Annotated in this window: 18 protein-coding genes and 1 pseudogene; 10 read left to right on the top strand and 9 right to left on the bottom strand. The window is 66.9% G+C overall.

Annotation, left to right across the window (positions count from 1 at the left end; genetic code table 11):
- Positions 1-182: 182 nt before the first annotated feature.
- The gene (locus NS6_RS00355) at positions 183-1025 is read left to right on the top strand and encodes an IclR family transcriptional regulator (RefSeq protein ID WP_157112557.1); all 843 of its coding nucleotides are present in this window, start codon (positions 183-185) and stop codon (positions 1023-1025) included.
- 134 nt (positions 1026-1159) lie between these two features.
- Here the strand turns inward: NS6_RS00355 and NS6_RS00350 are convergent, their stop codons facing one another.
- Positions 1160-1777: a PadR family transcriptional regulator gene (locus NS6_RS00350; RefSeq protein WP_084470545.1), complete on the bottom strand. Its 618-nt coding sequence runs from the start codon at positions 1775-1777 to the stop codon at positions 1160-1162.
- Between the two features lie 232 nt (positions 1778-2009).
- On the opposite strand from NS6_RS00350, the gene NS6_RS00345 reads away from it, so the two are divergent.
- From NS6_RS00345 to NS6_RS00335, 3 genes are all read left to right on the top strand, one after another.
- Positions 2010-3545, top strand: coding sequence for an FAD-binding protein (locus NS6_RS00345; protein WP_068035128.1), 1536 nt, complete (start codon positions 2010-2012; stop codon positions 3543-3545).
- Between the two features lie 28 nt (positions 3546-3573).
- Positions 3574-3945 carry a nuclear transport factor 2 family protein gene (locus NS6_RS00340; RefSeq protein ID WP_068035934.1) on the top strand — a complete coding sequence of 124 codons (372 nt, stop codon included), beginning with the start codon at positions 3574-3576 and terminating at the stop codon, positions 3943-3945.
- Positions 3946-4028: 83 nt separating this feature from the next.
- Positions 4029-4286, top strand: coding sequence for a hypothetical protein (locus NS6_RS00335; RefSeq protein WP_062970388.1), 258 nt, complete (start codon positions 4029-4031; stop codon positions 4284-4286).
- 307 nt (positions 4287-4593) lie between these two features.
- Here the strand turns inward: NS6_RS00335 and NS6_RS00330 are convergent.
- From NS6_RS00330 to NS6_RS00320, 3 genes and pseudogenes are all read right to left on the bottom strand, one after another.
- Positions 4594-5426: pseudogene (locus NS6_RS00330) on the bottom strand (mycofactocin-coupled SDR family oxidoreductase).
- Positions 5427-5644: 218 nt separating this feature from the next.
- Positions 5645-6385 carry an SDR family NAD(P)-dependent oxidoreductase gene (locus tag NS6_RS00325; RefSeq protein ID WP_068035932.1) on the bottom strand — a complete coding sequence of 247 codons (741 nt, stop codon included), beginning with the start codon at positions 6383-6385 and terminating at the stop codon, positions 5645-5647.
- 29 nt (positions 6386-6414) lie between these two features.
- Complete coding sequence (locus NS6_RS00320) at positions 6415-7287, bottom strand: TIGR03619 family F420-dependent LLM class oxidoreductase (RefSeq protein WP_068035127.1); 873 nt, start codon at positions 7285-7287, stop codon at positions 6415-6417.
- Between the two features lie 76 nt (positions 7288-7363).
- Here NS6_RS00320 and NS6_RS00315 point away from each other — a divergent pair, with 76 nt between their 5' ends.
- Positions 7364-8044: an EthD domain-containing protein gene (locus NS6_RS00315; protein ID WP_068035126.1), complete on the top strand. Its 681-nt coding sequence runs from the start codon at positions 7364-7366 to the stop codon at positions 8042-8044.
- Between the two features lie 17 nt (positions 8045-8061).
- Here NS6_RS00315 and NS6_RS00310 read toward each other — a convergent pair whose 3' ends face one another.
- Complete coding sequence (locus tag NS6_RS00310; RefSeq protein WP_068035125.1) at positions 8062-8439, bottom strand: nuclear transport factor 2 family protein; 378 nt, start codon at positions 8437-8439, stop codon at positions 8062-8064.
- A gap of 150 nt (positions 8440-8589) precedes the next feature.
- Here NS6_RS00310 and NS6_RS00305 point away from each other — a divergent pair, with 150 nt between their 5' ends.
- Entirely contained in the window at positions 8590-9753 is a 1164-nt protein-coding gene (locus NS6_RS00305) for a PucR family transcriptional regulator (protein WP_068035123.1), read from the top strand.
- Between the two features lie 14 nt (positions 9754-9767).
- Here the strand turns inward: NS6_RS00305 and NS6_RS00300 are convergent, their stop codons facing one another.
- A complete protein-coding gene (locus NS6_RS00300) occupies positions 9768-10682 on the bottom strand; it encodes a LysR family transcriptional regulator (protein ID WP_210746630.1) in 915 nt (304 codons plus the stop codon).
- 139 nt (positions 10683-10821) lie between these two features.
- Between NS6_RS00300 and NS6_RS00295 the strand changes: the two genes are divergently transcribed.
- The 3 genes from NS6_RS00295 to NS6_RS00285 are packed head-to-tail and all read left to right on the top strand — an operon-like array spanning position 10822 to position 13310.
- Complete coding sequence (locus NS6_RS00295; RefSeq protein ID WP_068035112.1) at positions 10822-12204, top strand: MFS transporter; 1383 nt, start codon at positions 10822-10824, stop codon at positions 12202-12204.
- Positions 12201-12947: a 3-hydroxybutyrate dehydrogenase gene (locus NS6_RS00290; protein ID WP_068035111.1), complete on the top strand. Its 747-nt coding sequence runs from the start codon at positions 12201-12203 to the stop codon at positions 12945-12947. Before NS6_RS00295 ends, NS6_RS00290 begins: the two co-directional genes overlap by 4 nt.
- Before the next feature lie 30 nt (positions 12948-12977).
- Positions 12978-13310, top strand: coding sequence for a glyoxalase superfamily protein (locus NS6_RS00285; protein WP_068035110.1), 333 nt, complete (start codon positions 12978-12980; stop codon positions 13308-13310).
- Between the two features lie 21 nt (positions 13311-13331).
- Here the strand turns inward: NS6_RS00285 and NS6_RS00280 are convergent, their stop codons facing one another.
- Positions 13332-14471 (bottom strand): acyl-CoA dehydrogenase family protein, encoded by a 1140-nt coding sequence (locus tag NS6_RS00280; RefSeq protein ID WP_068035930.1) that lies wholly within the window; start codon positions 14469-14471, stop codon positions 13332-13334.
- 101 nt (positions 14472-14572) lie between these two features.
- On the opposite strand from NS6_RS00280, the gene NS6_RS00275 reads away from it, so the two are divergent.
- A complete protein-coding gene (locus NS6_RS00275) occupies positions 14573-15151 on the top strand; it encodes a TetR/AcrR family transcriptional regulator (RefSeq protein ID WP_068035109.1) in 579 nt (192 codons plus the stop codon).
- Positions 15152-15167: 16 nt separating this feature from the next.
- Here the strand turns inward: NS6_RS00275 and NS6_RS00270 are convergent, their stop codons facing one another.
- On the bottom strand, positions 15168-15920 hold the full coding sequence (locus NS6_RS00270; protein WP_068035108.1) for an isocitrate lyase/PEP mutase family protein: 753 nt from the start codon (positions 15918-15920) through the stop codon (positions 15168-15170).
- A 342-nt stretch (positions 15921-16262) separates the two neighbouring features.
- On the bottom strand, positions 16263-18050 hold the full coding sequence (locus NS6_RS00265) for an acyl-CoA dehydrogenase family protein (protein WP_068035106.1): 1788 nt from the start codon (positions 18048-18050) through the stop codon (positions 16263-16265).
- Between the last annotated feature and the right edge of the window lie 753 nt (positions 18051-18803).

Here is an 18803-nt window from a genome sequence, read left to right as displayed (position 1 = left end):
GCTGGGCACCGTATGCGGCCCTCCGGGTCGAGCATTTCGCTCGACCCGGAGGGCCGTTCGTCATTTTCGGCCATCTTCCGGGATTTGTGTGACAGCGAGCACAGCAGGATGTTACATATAGGTATATTCCTATTCGGCATATTCCGTTGGGCATCAGCTCGCAGACCCCGATGGAGGGCTCCATGACCATTCCCGCCGACACCGCGACCCCGAGCGCCGTGATCGACCGGATTTCTCTGGTCCTCGACGCGTTCGAAGGGCACGGCCGCCTGACGCATGCGCAGGTCGTCCGGCGCACCGGACTGCCCCGGTCCTCGGTACACCGCATCCTCGAACAACTGGTGCGCCTGCGCTGGCTACGCCGCAACGGGCGCGACTACGAACTCGGACTTCGACTGATGGAACTCGGCTCCCTCGCGGTACATCAGGACCGGTTGCACCGCGCCGCCGTACCTTTCCTGCACGAACTGCACCGCAGTACCGGGTACGTCGTACACCTGGCCGTACTCGACGGGACGGACGTGGTCTACCTGGACAAGGTCGGTGGCCGGCTCGGTAACGCGGTCCCCACCCGTGTCGGGGGCCGCCAGCCCGCCCACTGCACGGCCGTAGGCAAGGCGATCCTGGCCGATACCGAAGCCGCCGATTTCTTCGGCGGCGGCGCCGTTCGGACGAAAACGCGCTACTCCATCACCACTGCGGCACAGTTGCGGGCCGAGCTGGCCAAGGTCCGGGCGTACGGCGCCGCCTTCGAACGGGAAGAGTCGGTGCCGGGGTTCGGCTGTGTGGCGGCGCCGATCGGCGAGATCGGCCGGGCGGTCGCGGCAGTATCGATCTGCGGGCCGATCCGGCGGATATCCCTCGACCACCGGCTGGCGGCACCGCTACGGATGACCGCCCTCGGGATATGGCGCAATGTCGAGGACGGCGAGGTACGGGTGCATCCCACATTGCAACAGCCCCGCCCCTCGAGGCCGGCGCCGAAACTCCGGCCGGGGGTCCACGCCGAGCCGGCACTCACCTGACCGGGCCACCGCCCCCTGGCGGTCCGCTACCCGACCGAACCTGTCCGGCCGGAGCCGCCCCGCCCCGGCCGGTGCGGACCGTCATAGCCCGCGCTCGCCACGTCGACCGGCGCGATATCGCTACCGGCATGCCGTCAGCGCCGTTCGGGATCCTCCCGCCGGACCCGCTGCTCGACCTCACGCCAACGCCCCGGGAGGGGATGCGGATAGTCGGACGTTTCATCGTGTTCGGCTGTCACCAGCGCGGATTCGGCCGCATCGATATCGTCGATCAGCTGCCGGGCGAGATCGCGTTCGCTGGCGTAGTAGCGCTGCGCCCATTGCAGCACGATCTGCGAGTACGCCCATCCGGGTTCCGATTTCGCAGCTGCGGAATCGACGGCGGCGCTGTGTTCCAGATGCTCGACATCGGCGATATGGTCGCGCAGGATTTCCTTGAGCCGGTCCGGGGAACTGAGGTGCCCGAACATGACCCGCAACATCACATGATGCTTCAGCATCGGCGGGTCGACGGGTGCGTTGTTGCTCCACGCGGTGACAGCGGTCCGGCCGGCCGGCGTGATGCGGTAGAGCCGGCGACCGCGCATAGCATTGTCGCTGTCCACCCGGGACCGTGCGAATCCGTGCCGTTCGAGCTTCTTCAGCTCCGAGTAGATCTGACTGTAGGACGGGCTCCAGTAGAAGTACCGGATACTCCAGTCAGCCCATTTCTTCAGATCGTAACCGGAGATCTCCTCCTCGTAGGAGAGCATGGCGAGCACCGCCCAGCTGGTCGGCGGCAGGTTCACCTGCGCCGGATCGGGTTCGCTCGTCGTCACCGCCGAATGCTATCAACGCCGATATACCGGTCCGGTACACCACTACACGACGAGGCGGATGCCGAACCCGGTGTCCCGGTCACCGGGAAGGCGGCCCCGCGCCGCCCGGCGGCCGATCTAGCGTCGGCCTCGGCACAATCCGGGAGCGCGAAAAGGCGGTAGAGCAGTGGTGAACTTCGACGACGAAGTCGATGTGCTGGTGGCAGGTTCCGGCGGAGGCCTCGCCGGTGCCTATACCGCGGCCCGGGAGGGGTTGTCGGTCGCGGTGGTGGAGGCGACCGACAAGTTCGGTGGCACCACCGCGTATTCCGGTGGCGGCGGCGTCTGGTTCCCGTGCAATCCGGTGCTGGAGCGGGCCGGTACCGACGACACCCTCGACGACGCGCTTACTTATTATCGGGCTGTCGTCGGTGACCGGACCCCGCGCGAACTACAGGAAACCTATGTACGCCGCGGCCGCGATCTCATCGAGTACCTGGAAGCCGACGACCGTTTCGCGTTCCAGATGCTGCCATGGCCCGACTACTTCGGTGCGGCGCCGAAGGCCCGTCTGGACGGGCAGCGCCACATCATGCCGGTCCCGCTGCCGGCCGCCGAACTCGGGGAACTGCGTGCGCATCTACGCGGGCCGCTGGACACCGACCGGCTGGGCGCGCCGCTGCCGGATGTGCTGATCGGCGGACAGGCCCTGATCGGGCGTTTCCTGCGGGCGCTGGCCACCTACCCAGCGGTCCGCCTACACCGCAACGCCGCTCTGACCGAACTCGTCGTCGAGGACGGTGCGGTCGTCGGCGCGCTGATCGAACGGCCCAGCGGAACCATGGCGATCCGGGCCAGGCACGGCGTGATCCTGGCCGCCGGCGGCTTCGAGGGCAACGACGAGCTGCGCCGGCGCTACGGTGTGCCCGGCAGCGCACGGGACACGATGGGTCCACCCGGAAACCAGGGCCGGGCGCACGAGGCCGGGATCGCGGCCGGCGCCGATACCGATCTCATGGATCAGGCCTGGTGGTCGCCGGGGCTCACCCACCCGGACGGCCGATCGGCCTTCGCGCTGTGGTTCACCGGCGGTATCTTCGTCGACCAGGACGGGCGGCGATTCGTGAACGAGTCCGCACCGTACGACCGGCTCGGGCGCGCCGCCATCGACCGTATGCGCGCAGGCGAGCTCACCCTCCCCTACTGGATGATCTACGACGACCGCGACGGTGTCACTCCTCCGGTGCAGGCCCCCAATGTGTCGTTCGACGCGACCGAGAAATACGTGGCAGCCGGACTGTGGCGGACCGCCGACACCCTCGAGGAGCTGGCCGAGGTGATCGGTGTGCCCGCCGCCGGCCTGGTGGCGACCGTCGAACGCTTCAATGCGATGGCCGCGGCCGGCGCCGATACCGATTTCGGCCGCGGCGACGAGGCCTATGATCGCGCGTTCTCCCAGGGCGAATCGCCCCTGGTGCCGATCGATCGGCCGCCCTTCCACGCGGCGGCGTTCGGACTGTCCGATCTGGGCACCAAGGGCGGTCTGCGCACCGATACCGGCGCCCGGGTCCTCGATGGTGACGGCACCGCGATTCCGGGGCTCTACGCCGCGGGCAACACCATGGCCGCCGTCAGCGGCACCGTCTATCCCGGCGGCGGTAATCCGATCGGCGCCTCGATGCTGTTCAGCCACCTCGCCGTCCGCGACATGCTCGGCCGCTGACCTACCCGACCAGAACAGGATGTACATCATGCCGGAACCGGACCGGATCCGTGCGGCCGTGCGCCGCTACCTCGACACCGTCGCCACCGGGACCGCGGCCGAGATAGCCGCGCTCTACCACCCGGACGCCACACTGGAGGACCCTGTCGGCTCGCCGGCGCACACGGGCCGCGCGGCCATCGAGAAGTTCTACAGCCCCCTCGAATCGGCGCGCCGGCGCACCGAACTGCTGAGCCTGCGCGTGAGCGGCGACAACGCCGCGTTTTCCTTCCGGGTTGTCACCGAAACCGGAGGAAAAACGATCACGGTCGAGCCTATCGATGTCATGACCTTCGACGAGGACGCGCGGATCACCGGTATGCGCGCCTTCTGGTCGGCCGAAGACGTCGATTTCGGCTGATCCCTGGATCGGACACCTCGGCCGTGCCAGGGTGGACGGCTGTATCGGCGCGCGGCGCGCGCCCGGCGGACAAAGGAGTGACCGTGCGAAATATTCAGTGCGCCAACTGCGGAAACCGCGTTCTGGTGGAGAAGTACAGCCCCAGCCACACGAGCGTGCAATGGCTCGACGATGCCGAATCCGCCTGCCCCGAGTTCGCCCGCCGGGCGGCCCTGGGCGAGCCCAGCAACTGGATCCCGACCTGTCCGGCACTGCGCGATTCGATCGAACGGGCCGTCGCCGAGGGTGAGCTACGCACCGACGAATACCGCACCGAACCCGTCCCGGGGCGGCTCGGCTGATCAGTCCGACCGTGCCCCGGGACCCGGCAGGAGGAAGTAACCGGACCTGCGACGCATTCGGCTTTCCCTGACAGCTGAGCAGTCCGGCCGCCGCCGGGCCCGGTTGCAGCACAACTGCTCACCGGCGGGTGGGCGGCCGTCGCCTCGCCTCCGGGCGAACGCCGGGCCCGATACCGGCCGAGGCGATCGCGAAGGTTCGGAGAGCGGTTCTACCCCCGCGGTGTCCACCGCCGAACTCGCGCAGCGCGTGTAGCCCCGGACCGATCGGACCGTGCGGGGAAGCACGGCAGCTTCCCCGCATCGTCTCCTAGCGCTGGGTGCTGCCGGCGTCCACCGGCAGCGTCACCGCGGTGATGTAGCGGGCCTCCTCGGAGGCCAGAAACAGTGCCGCATTGGCAATATCGATCGGTTCGACCCACGGAATCGCCAGCATGTTCATGGTTCTCGCGGCCTCGGCGAACTCTTCGCGGGTGGGATGCTCGCGGTCCGGCCGGAAGGATCCGCGGACCATATCGTTCTGGATCATCGGTGTATCCACATTGGTGGGATGCACCGTGTTCACCCTGATCCCGTGCGGCGCGAGTTCCTGTGCCAGCGAACGCATCAACCCGACTACTCCGTGTTTGGCGGCCGTGTAATGGGCCACGCCCACCAACCCGCGCAGGCCCGCGATCGAGCTGGTCAGGATCATCGATCCGCTGCCGCGGGCGATGAGATGCGGGGCGGCTGCCCAGCAGGTCTGCCATACACCGGTCAGATTGACGTCCACCATGGTCTGCCACCCGTCAGGTTGACATCGAGCGCCCGCTGCCACGATTCGTCGGTCAGCTCCCAGGCCGGCGCATTATCCGCGTAGACACCGGCATTGGCGACGACCACGTCGAGGCGGCCGAGCTGGGCCACGCCCGTGTGCACTGCTTCCTCGACGGCCGGTAGGTCGCATACATCGGCGAATCCGGTGATACACCGGCGGCCGGTGCGCTCGACCTCCGCGGCCGTGGCGGCCAGACCGTCCGCGTTCTCGGCGAGATCGATGGCAATGATATCGGCACCCTCTTCGGACAGCCGGCGGCAGTGGGCGCGACCCACCCCGCCGGCCGCGCCCGTCACCACCGCCACTCGTTCCGGTAGGCGCGTCATCGGGCACCTCCGGTGAATTCTGCACTCATCCGGGCGACGCTAGGTCCACCGGATTCCCGGCGAGCTCGGTCTTCCCATTGACCGGGTGATCAGGCGCCCGGTTCCCGGTGAGCGGAAACCACGGGGCCGGTGTGATCGTTCATCGCCGGATCCCGATGGCACCGCATACCGGCGCGAGCCACCGCAGCGACCTGGACCATCCGATGTGCTAACTCGGGCTATCCTGCGGTTTTGCCGTTGTCCGCGAGGTAGACGGCACCGTGGACCGCGGAGGCGTCGTCACTGGCCAGGAACGCGATCACCGAGGCGACCTCCTCCGGCTGGTTCATACCCCGCGGGGACGCGACCCGCATCACCAGGTTCGGGTCGGCACCGTCGGGCAGGGTGAATCCGGTGACCTGCGGGGTCAGCATGCCGCCGGGGCAGACCGCGTTCACGCGGAGGCGGTCTGCGGTGAACTCGACCGCGAGGGCGCGGGTCAGGCCGACCAGACCGTGTTTGGCGGCGCAGTAACCTGCCGAATACGCCTGGCCTTCGACTCCGGCGATGGAGGCGACGTTCACGATATTGCCGCCGGTCTCCAACAGGTGCCCGAGCGCGGCACGGCAGAGGTAGAACGGGCCGTTGAGGTTCACCGCGAGGTCGTGCTCCCAGTCGTCGTCGGTGACTTCCCCGGTGTGGCGCATCCGGTGCGTGCCCGCGACATTGACCAGGATGTCCAGGCGCCCGAACGCGCCGACACAGTCCTCGACCACCGACCGGCACGTCTGCGCGGTGGCGATATCACCAATGGTGAATCGGCCACCGGGCACCTCCGCGAACACCTCGGCCAACCGGGTTTCGTCCCGCGCCACGCCGAATACCTGCGCCCCGCGACCGGCGAACAGTCGCGCGACCGCCGCCCCGAGCCCGGACGAGGCGCCGGTCACCAGCGCCACTTTCCCCGCCAAACTACTCATTTCGACTTCCTCGGCTCGATTTTCGGCGCTCACTGGGTGCGGGCGATGACATGTTCGGCGAAACGGGACAGGTTCGCGATCTTGGTGTCCAGGCTCTCGGTGTCCTGCTCGCGACCGTAGGGGTCGCGGAAGCCGACGATCACATCGGTGACGCCCTTGTCCTCGAGGCGTTTCACACCGTCGACAGTGAAGCCGTCCAGCGAGATGACATGGATTTCGAAATCCTCGCGGGTACCGTATTCGGCGCGCAGGGTGGTGAGTTCGGCGAGCAGGCGGTCGAGATCGGCCGGATCGCCGCCGGCGTGCATCCAGCCGTCACCGCGCTGGGCGGCGCGGCGCAGCGCCGGACGGCTGTGTCCGCCGATGAGCAGCGGGATCGGTTCGGTGGGCACGGGTGAGATCTTGATCGGTGGCAGATCGTAGAACTCGCCGTGGAATTCGAAGTAGCCGCCTATGGTGAGGCCGCGGACGATATCGAGGCATTCGTCCATCCGCTTACCACGCTTCTCGAACGGCACATCGAAGATCTCGAAATCGTCGGGCCACGGACTGATTCCGACGCCCAGGCCGAGGCGGTTACCACTGAGCGCAGCCACCGATGCCGCTTGTTTGGCGACCAGCACCGGCGGCCGGATCGGCAGCTTCAGCACAAAGGGGGTGAACCGCAGGGTGGTGGTCGCCGCAGCCAGCGCGGCGGCGAGGACGAAGGTTTCGACGAACGGTTTGTCCTCCAGGAACTCCCGGCTGCCGTCCGGGGTGTAGGGATAGGTGGAATCGGAGTCGCGGGGGTAGGCGATGCTGTCGGCGAGGACCATCGAGGTGTACCCGGCGGCCTCGGCCGCCTGTGCCAGCGGCACGTAGTAGGTGGGGTCGGTCATGGTCTCGGCGTAGGTGAACCTCATAGGTCGGCCTTTCTGCATTCGGCTTCGGGTGGCCGTTTCGTCTCGGCAAAATTAGAACACGTGCTACTTTTTCGCCATGGCGAAACTGATCCTCGCCCTGCACGGCGCAGGTGTCGGCGACCGGCTCCGCGCACCGGAATTCCGGGAAGCGCTGGCCACCACCGGCGCGAACGCGGTGCAGGTGAACCTCGACGATGCCGACGTCGCGCCCACATCGATGCGATTCGGCCCCGGTGAACCGATCACCGCGCTCGTCTCGGTATGGACCGGCGGCGACCCCGCCACGATCGTCGCCGCGGTGGCCGATACCACCGGAGAACAGGCACTCCACGCCTATCGCGTGCACGAGAACATCCGCCTCGATCCGACGCCTGTTCCGGACGGTACCCGCTGCGACGCCCTGGCGAATATCGCCTTACTGCGCAGACCCACGTCTATGCCCCGAGCGGAATACCTGCAGTACTGGCAGGTGCAGCACACCCCGATCGCCATCCGCACCCAGAACACCGTCGCCTACATCCAGAACACCGTCGAGGAAAGACTCACCCCCGCGGCACCGGATATCGCGGCCATCGCCGAGGAACATTTCCCCATGGGCGCGATGACCGACCCGCACACGTTCTACGGCAGCCGCGGTGACAAAGCCGAACTCCGGCGCCGGATCACCGAACTCATGGACAGCGTGGCACGATTCGGCGCCGATAAAGATTTGGACCTGGTACCCACCAGCCGATACCAGTGGTCTCTCCGGAGCTGACCCGGGCGCCGGCTACGTCACCCCAGAGCTGCCTGCATGGCGACACCGTCGACGTAGGAATGCTTCTCCTTGACCGCGCCGTCCTCGACCAGCACGAAATCCGCGAGGTCGACGCATACGTCGCGGCCGGTGGCGGAGGTACCGGTCAACTGCCACCGCACCACCCAGAAATCCTCGCCGACGCGGAGTGAGAGCTCACGGAAGGTCAGGTCCGGGACCAGGGCGAAGGTCCCCGCCGCCGCCCCGCGGATGGCGGCCCGGCCCCGGGCGGGTTCCTGGCCCGAATGCAGGTGGAACACGGAATCGGCGGTGTGGAGTGCGACGATCCGATCGGGATCGCGGTCGGCCCAGCAGGCGTGGTAACGCTCGAACAGTTCGCGGGTTGCTGTGGTCACGGCGGTAACTCCGATCGGTCGGTGGCCGCGGTGGCAGCGGCACTGGATGCCCAGTATCGGGGGATACCGGTCGGTGCGGCGAGGGGCGCCAGCCCCCACTTCGACCGGCTCCGTTGTGCACACGCACTGCCGGCACTACCTTGAGAAGTAGTGAGCCAGGACACACAGTTCGAGAAGTCGCGCCTCCTGCGTGATCTCCACGCCGATTCGACGGCGATCACCCAGCGGGTGACCGCCCGGATCGAGCACGACGATATCGACTACGGCACCCCCGTACTCGGCCACGACGAGCTGGTCGCGTTGGTCGCCGACTGTTGCGCGGCATGGCTGGACGCGCTTGCGGAGGTCCCGTATTCCCGCGAGCCCGCTCGGCGAGCCGGGCGGCTCAAGGCCGAGCGCGGTATTCCGCTGGAAAGCCTGCTGCACGCTTTCCGTGTCGCCGGGTTGGTGTTCTGGGAGATCATCGTCGAATCCGCCGGGGACGGCGATCGTGCGACACTCCCCCGGCTGTCCACCCTGGTATGGGCCACCGTCGACAACTATTCGGTGGCGGCCGCCGACGCCTACCGGCGCGTGGTCGCGGCCGGGACCGCACAACCGGGCCAGGGCATGCTGCGGGCGCTGCTCGACCCCGGTCTACCACCGGGACAGCGCGCCGAACTCGGCCGCCGGATGGGTCTGTCCACCCGAGCCGTTTCGGTGGTCCTGGTCGGCGATGTTCACCTCGACGCGACCGGAGTCGTCACCGCGTCGACCGTATTCGGCGATGAACTGGTCACTCTGGTCGCCGCCGGCTCACCGGCCACACTCGAGCGAGCGCTCCGGACAGTGCGGGCGCGAGCCGGGGCCAGCCGGCCCTTCACCGACCTCGCCGACGCGCCCACCGCACTCGACGAGGCCCGTTTCGCACTCCGATGCGCAGGTCCGGCCGAGACCGGAGTCCACACCTACGCCTCCGCGCCGGAACGCGCCCTGATCGCCGCGAACCCGGAGCTGGCGGCGGATGTATTCGCTGAGTTGCTCGCCGCCTTCGATCGACTCGATCGCGAGGACTCCCGGCTGCTCATCGACACCGCCCTGGCCTGGTACGACCTCGGCGGCTCCAGCACCGCGGTGGGAAAGCGTCTGCATCTGCACCGCAATACAGTCCGGCACCGTCTCGAGCGAATAGAACGACTCACCGGAAAAACATTCGCCTCGCCCGCGGACGCGGCGCTGCTGTATCTGGCGCTGCACACTCGGTTACTCCGGGCACCGTGCAGCCGATCGGATCCGGTCTCGGCACCACCACGAGGCGGAAGTCGTGTGGACTGATTCCGGCCGCGCGCTCATCCCCGGCCCGCGAGGATGTCACGGTGGTCGTCGATCATCGACCGGATCGCGGCCACTACCGCGGCGACTTCCGGGCGGCGCAGGGTCTCGGCTCGGGCGACCAGCCAGTAGCCGAGGGTTACCGCCACCGAATCCGGTAGGACGCGCACCAGGTCCGGGTGGCGGTCGGCCATGAAACAGGGCAGCAGGCCCAGGCCGGCCGCGGCGCGGGTCGCTTCGACGTGCACGAAAACGTTGGTGGAGGTGACGGATTCGCGCATGGCGGGAACGACACCGGAGGCCAGGTCCAGGTCGTCGACCTGGAGCATGGAATCTATGAAGTACACCAGCGGGTGCAGGGCCAGATCGTCGATCGTCGCGGGAGCCGGGTTGTCGCGAAGGTATTCGCGGGAGCCGTAGAGGCCCAGCCGGTAGTCGGCAAGGTGGGTAGCGGTGGCGCGGCGCACCTGCGGTTCCCCCACGACGATTTCGAGGTCCACCCCGGAACGCCGGCGCGACGCCCGCCGGGTGGTCGCGACGATCTCGACCGCGATATCCGGATGATGGCGCCGCACCCGGGCAGCGGCGGGCGCGGCGATATAGGCGCTGAAACCGTCGGTCGCCGACATCCGGACCACCCCTTCGAGCACCCGGTTCCCGTCCGCACCAGCGGCCAGTGATTTCACCGCAGATTCCACCGCCTCGGCCGCGGCCAGCGCCTCGCGACCGAGTTCGGTCAGTTCCCAGCCGCCGGTAACGCGAGTGAGTACCCGGCCGCCCAGCGTCTGCTCCAGCGCTGCGATACGCCGGGAGATGGTGGTGTGGTTGATGCCCAGTTCGTCCGCCGCGGTCACGAATCGACCGGTACGGCCGACCGCGAGCAATACGAGAAGGTCGTCGGCGCTGGGGCGGCCGGAGACGGACATGCCCATATCTGCACTCTTGCACAACGGTGCTGCATAAATGGTCATTGCGAGACAAATCGTCTGCACCAATACTCAGTGCAGCCGAATACTGTGGGGGCCGTCACATCGAGTGAGGGTGCGGCCTCCGGCGCGAAGGAGCACTGCCATGCGGGAGCACAGCCCCGGACCCGACGCGGTCGACGCGAAGAACACCGATCCCGGCGGCCTGCGGCGCGTGGTTGCCGCGTCGATGGCGGGCACGGTCGTGGAGTGGTACGAGTTCTTCCTCTACGGCACTGCCGCCACGCTGGTGTTCAGCAAGGTGTTCTTCGCCGAGAGCACCAGCGATCTGGACGCGATCCTCGCCGCGTTCGTCACCTACGCCGTCGGGTTCGTGGCGCGCCCGCTCGGCGGTGTGGTCTTCGGGCACTACGGCGACAAGTACGGTCGCAAAAAGCTACTCCAGTTCAGCCTCGTCCTCGTCGGCGCCGCGACCTTCCTGATGGGCTGCCTGCCGACCTTCGGGCAGATCGGTTACTGGGCACCGGCCCTGCTGGTGACCCTGCGATTCATCCAAGGTTTCGCGGTGGGCGGCGAATGGGGCGGTGCGGTACTGCTGGTCGCCGAGCACAGCCCCAGCCGCAGCCGCGGATTCTGGGCGAGCTGGCCGCAGGCGGGCGTGCCCGCGGGCAATCTGCTGGCCACGGTGGTGCTGCTGGTGCTGACGACAACACTGTCCGACGAGGCGTTCCTCGGCTGGGGCTGGCGGGTCGCGTTCTGGTTGTCGGCGGTGGTCGTACTGATCGGCTACTACATCCGCACCAAGATCACCGACGCGCCGATCTTCCTCGCGGCACAGCAGGAGGCCGAGGAAATCGCGGCCGGATCGCTCAGCGTCGTCGAGGTGCTGCGCCGATACCCGCGCGGCGTGTTCACCGCCATGGGCCTGCGGTTCGGCGAGAACATCATGTACTACCTGGTGGTCACGTTCACCATCACCTATTTGAAGGTGGAAGTGGGAGCCGATACGTCGGTGATCCTGTGGTGGCTACTCGCCGCGCACGCGGTGCATTTCGTGGTGATTCCGCTGGTGGGCAATCTGTCCGACCGCTACGGCCGGCGACCGGTCTATCTGGTCGGCGCGGTGACGGCGGGCACCTGGGGGTTCTTCGCCTTCCCGATGATGGACAGTGGAAACAACCTGATCATCCTCTCCGCCATCATCATCGGCCTGGTCTTCCATGCCCTCATGTATGCCGGGCAGCCCGCGCTCATGGCCGAGATGTTCCCGACCCGCATGCGCTATTCCGGTGTGTCCCTGGGGTATCAGGTCACGTCGATCGTGGCCGGGTCGCTGGCGCCGATCATCGCCGTCCGGCTGCTGGACGTCTACGGATCCGCGGTGCCGATCGCCTGGTATCTGGCGGGTGCGGCTGCGGTCAGCGCGATCGCGGCCCTGGCCGCGCGGGAAACGAAGGGGCTGGCCCTGGAGAGCCTCGATCGCGCCGATGCCGAAAGCCTGGCCCCGGCCGAAATTCCTGCGCGATGAGTGATCTCACAGGACGGAATGCCCTGGTCACCGGCGCCGCGAGCGGAATCGGTGCGGCCTGCGCCCGGGCGCTCGCGGCGCGCGGCGCCACAGTCACCGTGGCCGATATCGATACCGCCGGGGCGGCCGCCGTCGCCACGGAACTCCGCGGCACGGCGTGGGCAGTGAACCTGCTCGACGTCACAGCCTTGGAAGACCTCACCCTCGATACCGACATCCTGGTGAACAATGCCGGGGTGCAGCACATCAGCCCGATCCAGGACTTCGCACCACAGCGCTTCCGGGATCTGCTCACACTGATGGTCGAGGCGCCGTTCCTGCTCGTGCGTGCGGCACTACCGCATATGTACGAGCAGGGCTGGGGCCGAATCGTCAACATCTCCTCGGTCCACGGTCTGCGCGCCTCGCCGTACAAGGCCGCGTACGTAACGGCCAAACACGGGCTGGAGGGGTTGTCGAAGGTCACCGCTCTCGAGAGCGGCCCGCACGGCGTGACGAGCAACTGCGTGAACCCGGGTTACGTACGAACCCCTTTGGTGGACAAGCAGATCACGGACCAGGCAGCGGCGCATGGTGTGCCCGAACAGGAGGTGCTGGACAAGATTCTACTCACCGAAAGCGCTGTGAAACGCCTTGTGGAACCTGACGAGGTCGCCGCACTGGTGTGCTGGCTGGCATCGCCGGAGGCAGGCATGGTCACCGGCGCCGCCTACACGATGGACGGCGGGTGGAGCGCGCGATGAGGGCGCGCTCCGGTCTGCGACCATGGCCGCATGGACGAAGAAGTCATTCCGATTCTCCACGTCGATGATGCTGCCGCGGCAGTCGAGTGGTACGAGCGACTCGGTTTCGCCGCGGTGTGGGAGCACCGCTTCGCACCGGAGCTTCCGGCGTTCGTCGAGATCGCACGGGGCAGCGTGCGGTTGTTCCTCTCGGAGCACACGGGTGACGCCCGCCCCGATACACTGGTCTACCTCCGGGTTCGCGATATCGATACCATCGCGACGGAGTTCGGCATCCGAGCCGAAGAGGCGCCGTGGGCACGGGAAATCGAGCTGTGCGACCCCGATGGAAACCGGATCCGCGTCGGCACACCCACGGTGTGAATCCGGGCAGCGGCGGTCCGGTCAGCCGGCGAGGTGGCGGCTGATGACCAGGCGCTGGATCTGGTTGGTGCCCTCGAAGATCTGGGTAATCTTGGCTTCCCTCATATAGCGCTCGACCCGGAAATCGCGGGTGTAGCCGTAGCCGCCGAGTACCTGCACGGCGTCGGTGGTGACCTTCATCGCGGCGTCGGTGGCGACCAGTTTGGCCACCGACGCGTTGCGGGAGTACGGCAATCCCGCGTCCCGTCGCCGCGCGGCGTCGATATAGGTGGCGCGGGCCGAATCCACCGCGGCGGCCATATCGGCCAGCAGGAAACCCAGCCCTTGATGGTCGATGATCTTGCGACCGAATGCCGTCCGTTCCTGCGCGTACGCCACGGCCTCGTCGAGCGCCGATTGCGCCAGCCCGACCGCGACCGCGGCGATTCCGAGGCGGCCGGAATCCAAGGCGCTGAACGCGATCTGCAACCCCTGGCCTTCGGTGCCGATACGGCGTTCGTCCGGGACGAAGGCATCGTCGTAGTGGGCGGAGGTGGTGGGCACGGCGTGCAGGCCCATCTTCTCCTCGGGCTTACCGAAGCTCAACCCCGCAGTGTTCTTCGGCACCAGGAAACACGAGATTCCCTTGGATCCCTCCCCCGTGCGCGCGAACAGATTGTAGAAATCGGCGATACCGCCGTGGGTGATCCATGCCTTCGAACCGTTGACCCGGTATCCGCCGCCGATTGCGGCCGCCTTGCAGGCGAGCGCCGCGGCATCCGATCCGGCCTGCGGTTCGGACAGACTGTAGGCACCGACAGTGGCGCCGCCGAGCATCTCCGGCAACCAGCGCCGCTTCTGCTCCTCGGTGCCGAACGCCATCAGTGGGTGGCAGGACAGGCTGTGCACACTCACCGCCACCGCGACCGCGGCCCAGCGCGCGGCGATCTCCTCGAGCACTTGCAGGTACACCTCGTAGGGTTGTCCGCCGCCACCCCATTCCTCCGGGTAGGGCAGGCTCAGCAGACCTGCTTCGCCGAGCGTGGCGAATACACCCTCGGGATAGGTCTCCGCCTTTTCGTGCTCGTCGACGATCGGCGCCAGTACCTTGTCGGCCACGTCGCGGGTCAGCGCGATGAGATCCCGAGCCTCGTCGGTGGGCAGGAGTCGATCGACAGCCACAGAAATCTCCTCGCGGCGATACACAGGACAGTACTCGGACATCGGCCACAGTACTGTCCACCGACCAGTACTGCAAGACGTTCCCCAGTACTATTCCCGGTATGGAGCAGCCTGCAACCTTCGCGACCACCCGCCGTACCGAACTGTTCGACGCACTTGTCGCACTGTTTCTCGCCGACGGCTTCGCACACCTGACCCTCGACACCATCGCCGCCAGGCTCAGATGCTCCAAATCCACCCTCTACACCCTCGCCGGCAGTAAAGAGCAACTGGTCACGGCCGCGACCGTGCATTTCTTCAAACGCGCCACCGCTACCGTAGAGGCTCAGGTCGCCGCGGCGGGCGGGGCGCGCGAGCGCATCACCACCTACCTCACCGCAGTCGGGAAAGCGCTGGCTGTGGCCTCGGACCGGTTCATGACCGACCTCGACCATTTCACTCCGGCGCGCGAGGTCTACGAACGAAACACCCGTATTGCCGCACGCCGAGTCCAGGAACTCATCGACGAGGGCGTCGCCGCCGGCGAGTTCCGCGGCGTCCACGCAGCCTTCGCCGCAGATCTCGCCGCAACCATGATGGTCCGCATCCAGCAGGGCGGCGTCCGCGCCCGCACCGGGTTGGACGACGGCGCCGCCTACCGCGAACTCGCGGCGGTCCTCACCCACGGCATCAGCGTGTAATCCGCTGGCGCCCAGGTCAGTTCCAGCGCTCCAGCAGCTGGTTGGCGGTGTCGGTGAGTGCCCGCTGCAGAAACGGGCCGAAGCTGACCCGCGCGACCCCCGCTTCGGCGAACACGCTGGGGCCGCCGTCGCCGGGGAGTGCCACGGCGTTGACCGGAAGCGGCAATTCGGCACAGAGACGGCGCAACGTTGCGGGGTCGTGGAATCCGACCGGGTACAGCACATCGGCACCGGCTTCGGCAGCCATCCGCAATCGGTCTACGGCACGATCGAAGCGATCGGCCTCGTCGCCGATACTGCGCAGGAACAGATCGGTGCGCGCGTTCACCACCACCGGCACCCCGGCGCCGTCCGCGGCCTGCCGCAGTGCGGCGACGACATCGGCATGCTCCCGGGCTTCGCGCAGACGGCCGCCTTCACTGTGCACGGTGTCCTCGATATTGAGGCCGACCACTCCCGCCTCGATCAGTCCATCGATCAGTTGCGCCGGTTCCAGGCCGTAGCCGGACTCGATATCCAGCGACACCGGAATATCCACCGACGCAGTGATTTCCCGTACGCGACCCAGCACTTCGCCGAACGACATGCCCTCACCGTCGGCCCGGCCCAGCGAATCGGCCAGCGGATGACTGCCCACCGTCAGCCCCTGGAAGCCGGCCTGCTGAACCAACTGCGCCGACCAGGCGTCCCAGACCGTCGGCAAGATCACGGGATCACCGGGCCGGTGGAGTGTGCGGAATGCGGCGGCCTTTTCGGACAGTGACGTCATGACAGTGGGCCCATTTCTCGGGAGGCGAAGATCCGGCCCGGCCAGACTACTGCTCGGTGCCGCCGCGCGGCACGCCCCGTCGTCGCCGGTGTTGCGACCACGGCTGCGCAGCGACGACGAAAACGCGACGGGACCGGTCGACCGATAATGTTCTTACTCCACGGCCAACTCCGGCCGACCCCACGCAGGGGGCCGGCAGGAGCCGCACAGCCCGAAGTCCAAGCCTTCCTCAGCGAGTATCCACGCGCCGAGGCCCCTGGTGCGTCAATTGAATTAGCGCCGGCCGCACCTCATGGGCACGATCGCTTGATCTCGCTCGCCAGAACTCTCGCTGGTTCCAAGTTAGCGACCTGGCCGGTCGTCGCGGCAGCGGGTATCCCACGCGGCGGCCAGGTCATCGGCGAGCACCGGCGCGCCGAGAACGTCATCGTCGAATTCGAAAGCGGCCAGCAGTGCAGGCAGATGGCCGGCGAGTTCGTCGATGGCCTCGTAGAGCAGTCCGTTGCGTAGCTGCTGTTTGACCGCCTTCACCGCATCCAGGTCGAGTAGCCCGTGGGTGAGGTACCAGGCAGAGTGCTGGTGAATCTGGTCCAGGGCGAAAAGGTCACGTACCGCGGCGATCTCGGCATGTTCGCCGGCGTGCTCTTCAAGTGCCTGCAGGGCTTGTTCGGCGGAGTATGCCTCGGCGAGCGCCAGGGCGTCCGGAATGACCTCGAGTCGCGCTTCCAGTGCGTGGTTACCCAGGTGCGGCTGCACTTCCTGTGCAATCGTCAGTGTCCGGGCGCTGAGCAGGCGGGCGCGGGCGGCGGGGTCGGCGGGGTCGTGGAGGACAGGTGCAGGCGGCGGTGTGCCCGCCAGCTGTTTGGCCAGTACTCGACCGGCGACCGAGCCCATGACGGCGACGTCGCCCTCACCTGTCATCGCGGCGTGACAGACTCCGAGGTAGCCGGCGACCCGGTTGGCACTGAACATGCCCTGGGCGGCCATTTTCACGCGGCAGTCGGTCACCGTCTCCAAAGCGTGCCGCTGAATGAAGTCCTTGGCGAGCATCACCGCCACCACGGGCTCGCGAGCGGTCAGATCCGCGCCCACAAGCGAGGTTTTCACCGCGTTGCCATAGAGGGTGCGGGCGACGGTACCGGCCAGGTCGGTGAGCAGCGTGTCACGCACATGGGGAATGTCCAGCATGAGCGGCCGGTCGACCGGAGTCATCGGCACCACCCGCTTGCTCGCGTAGTTCAGGGCGATGTAGAGCGATGCGCGGGCTTCGGCGTTCAGACAGGAGGAAAGCGCCAGGCGCCCGACAGTGAGCTGGCTACTCGCCGAAGCGAAGGCGCGTTTGCGGCTCGCCTCGTCACGCCAGGTGAGTACACCGTCGTCGTCGATGGTGGCGAGGTCGTTACTCAGCCAGGCGTCGCGTTCGACCCGCAGGTTGTCGAAGCTGATGACCGAGTTGTCCATGATCACCAAAGGCTGATGGCCGAGTTGGGTGATCGTCACTCCGGGAGCGGAGGCGCCGTCTGCGTCGCGCAGGCGCGCGGTGAACAAGTGGACCCCTTGGTCGACACCCGCCGAGTCGACGAGCCGGGCGCCTACGATACATACCCGGGAAACCGGAATCCCAACACTGGGCATAAATTTTCGTGCTTTCGGGTCCGGGGTGTTGAGCACGAACCCGTCACCGTCCCATGTCGCAGTGGTCCGCATGAACTGGATATTCGAGCCGCACTCGTACTCGGTCAGCAGGATCACACCGACGGCGCTGGCGTCATCCAGATCCATCAGGTATGGCGCGGCCGAGTCGGAATCGGTGAGCGTGGCCAAGCTGCCCGTTGCCAGGTTGTAGTGGCCGGATATCAAGGGAATCAGATCGGTCGCCAGCACGGCGCATTGATCGAACACCGCGAAAAGTTTCGGTAGGTCGGTCGCGACAGCGCGGGTGCCGATCTCCTGCACCAGGTCGGCCAGCTGGTCGTAGGCGTTCAGGCGCCGCTGCTCCTGGTTCTGCTGCTCCGTGACAGCATAGTCCGGGTTACTCAGGATCTTCTGCAGCTGCTGATGGAACTCCGGACTGCCGTGCCGAATGATCTCGGCCAGCGAAGTCTGTTCCATGTACGCGTCGGTAGCCATAACCGCCTCCTATTGTTTTCCGGTCCCCAGCGGTAACTCGTTCACCGTTGGGGTGCAGGGCCAGCACCTCCGAACCTCGACGCAAAGGAACCAAGCGGGAACCGCGCTGTCACGCGGACGCCGCCGGGACCGGAGCGCACGAGAGCCGGACGGATCACCTGTCAAAAGATCAATTCACCACGCACCCTTGCTGTGGGTACTCGTGCTGCGAGCCAGCCGAAAGGAGTTGAGCATCGCGACCCGATATTGGCGCGTGCGAAATCCGGCCGACCGCGATGGCACGGTAAGACAACGGAAAGCCCGGACGGCCGCCGCGGGTACTCCATCCGGGTGGTTGGTGCGATGGGCAATCGGTCCGAATCGGCCGAGCGGTAGCGTGGCCGTGCCGCCGAGCCGATCCTGCGGTCGCTTCGAACTGCAACATTATCGTTGCCGCATAGTTGCTATTGATCGACCGAGGCACGAAACATATTGTCTCACAATCGTTCTTCGAGCTCACTGGTATCACTCACAGCGTTTGGTCTAGGCCGATGATCTGGGGTTTCATGGATAGTCGGCTGACCAGGCGGTACTCGGATGCCGCAAGCGGTTCGCCTGTCTGTATATTTGCCAGAAATATTAGTCGACGTAACGGTCGGTATTGTTCATGGATTTCAGTGGTCGATCCGTGCGTAGACGATTTGGGCGATCTACTCGACTCCCGCCCGGCCGCTCATGCCGCGGGTCACGCGCTGATCACCGCAGATGAGCGAG

The organism is Nocardia speluncae NBRC 108251 (assembly GCF_001613245.1).
Lineage (GTDB): Bacteria > Actinomycetota > Actinomycetes > Mycobacteriales > Mycobacteriaceae > Nocardia > Nocardia speluncae.
Note: the sequence above shows the minus strand (reverse complement) of the source record. Positions and strands in the feature narration are given on the sequence as shown.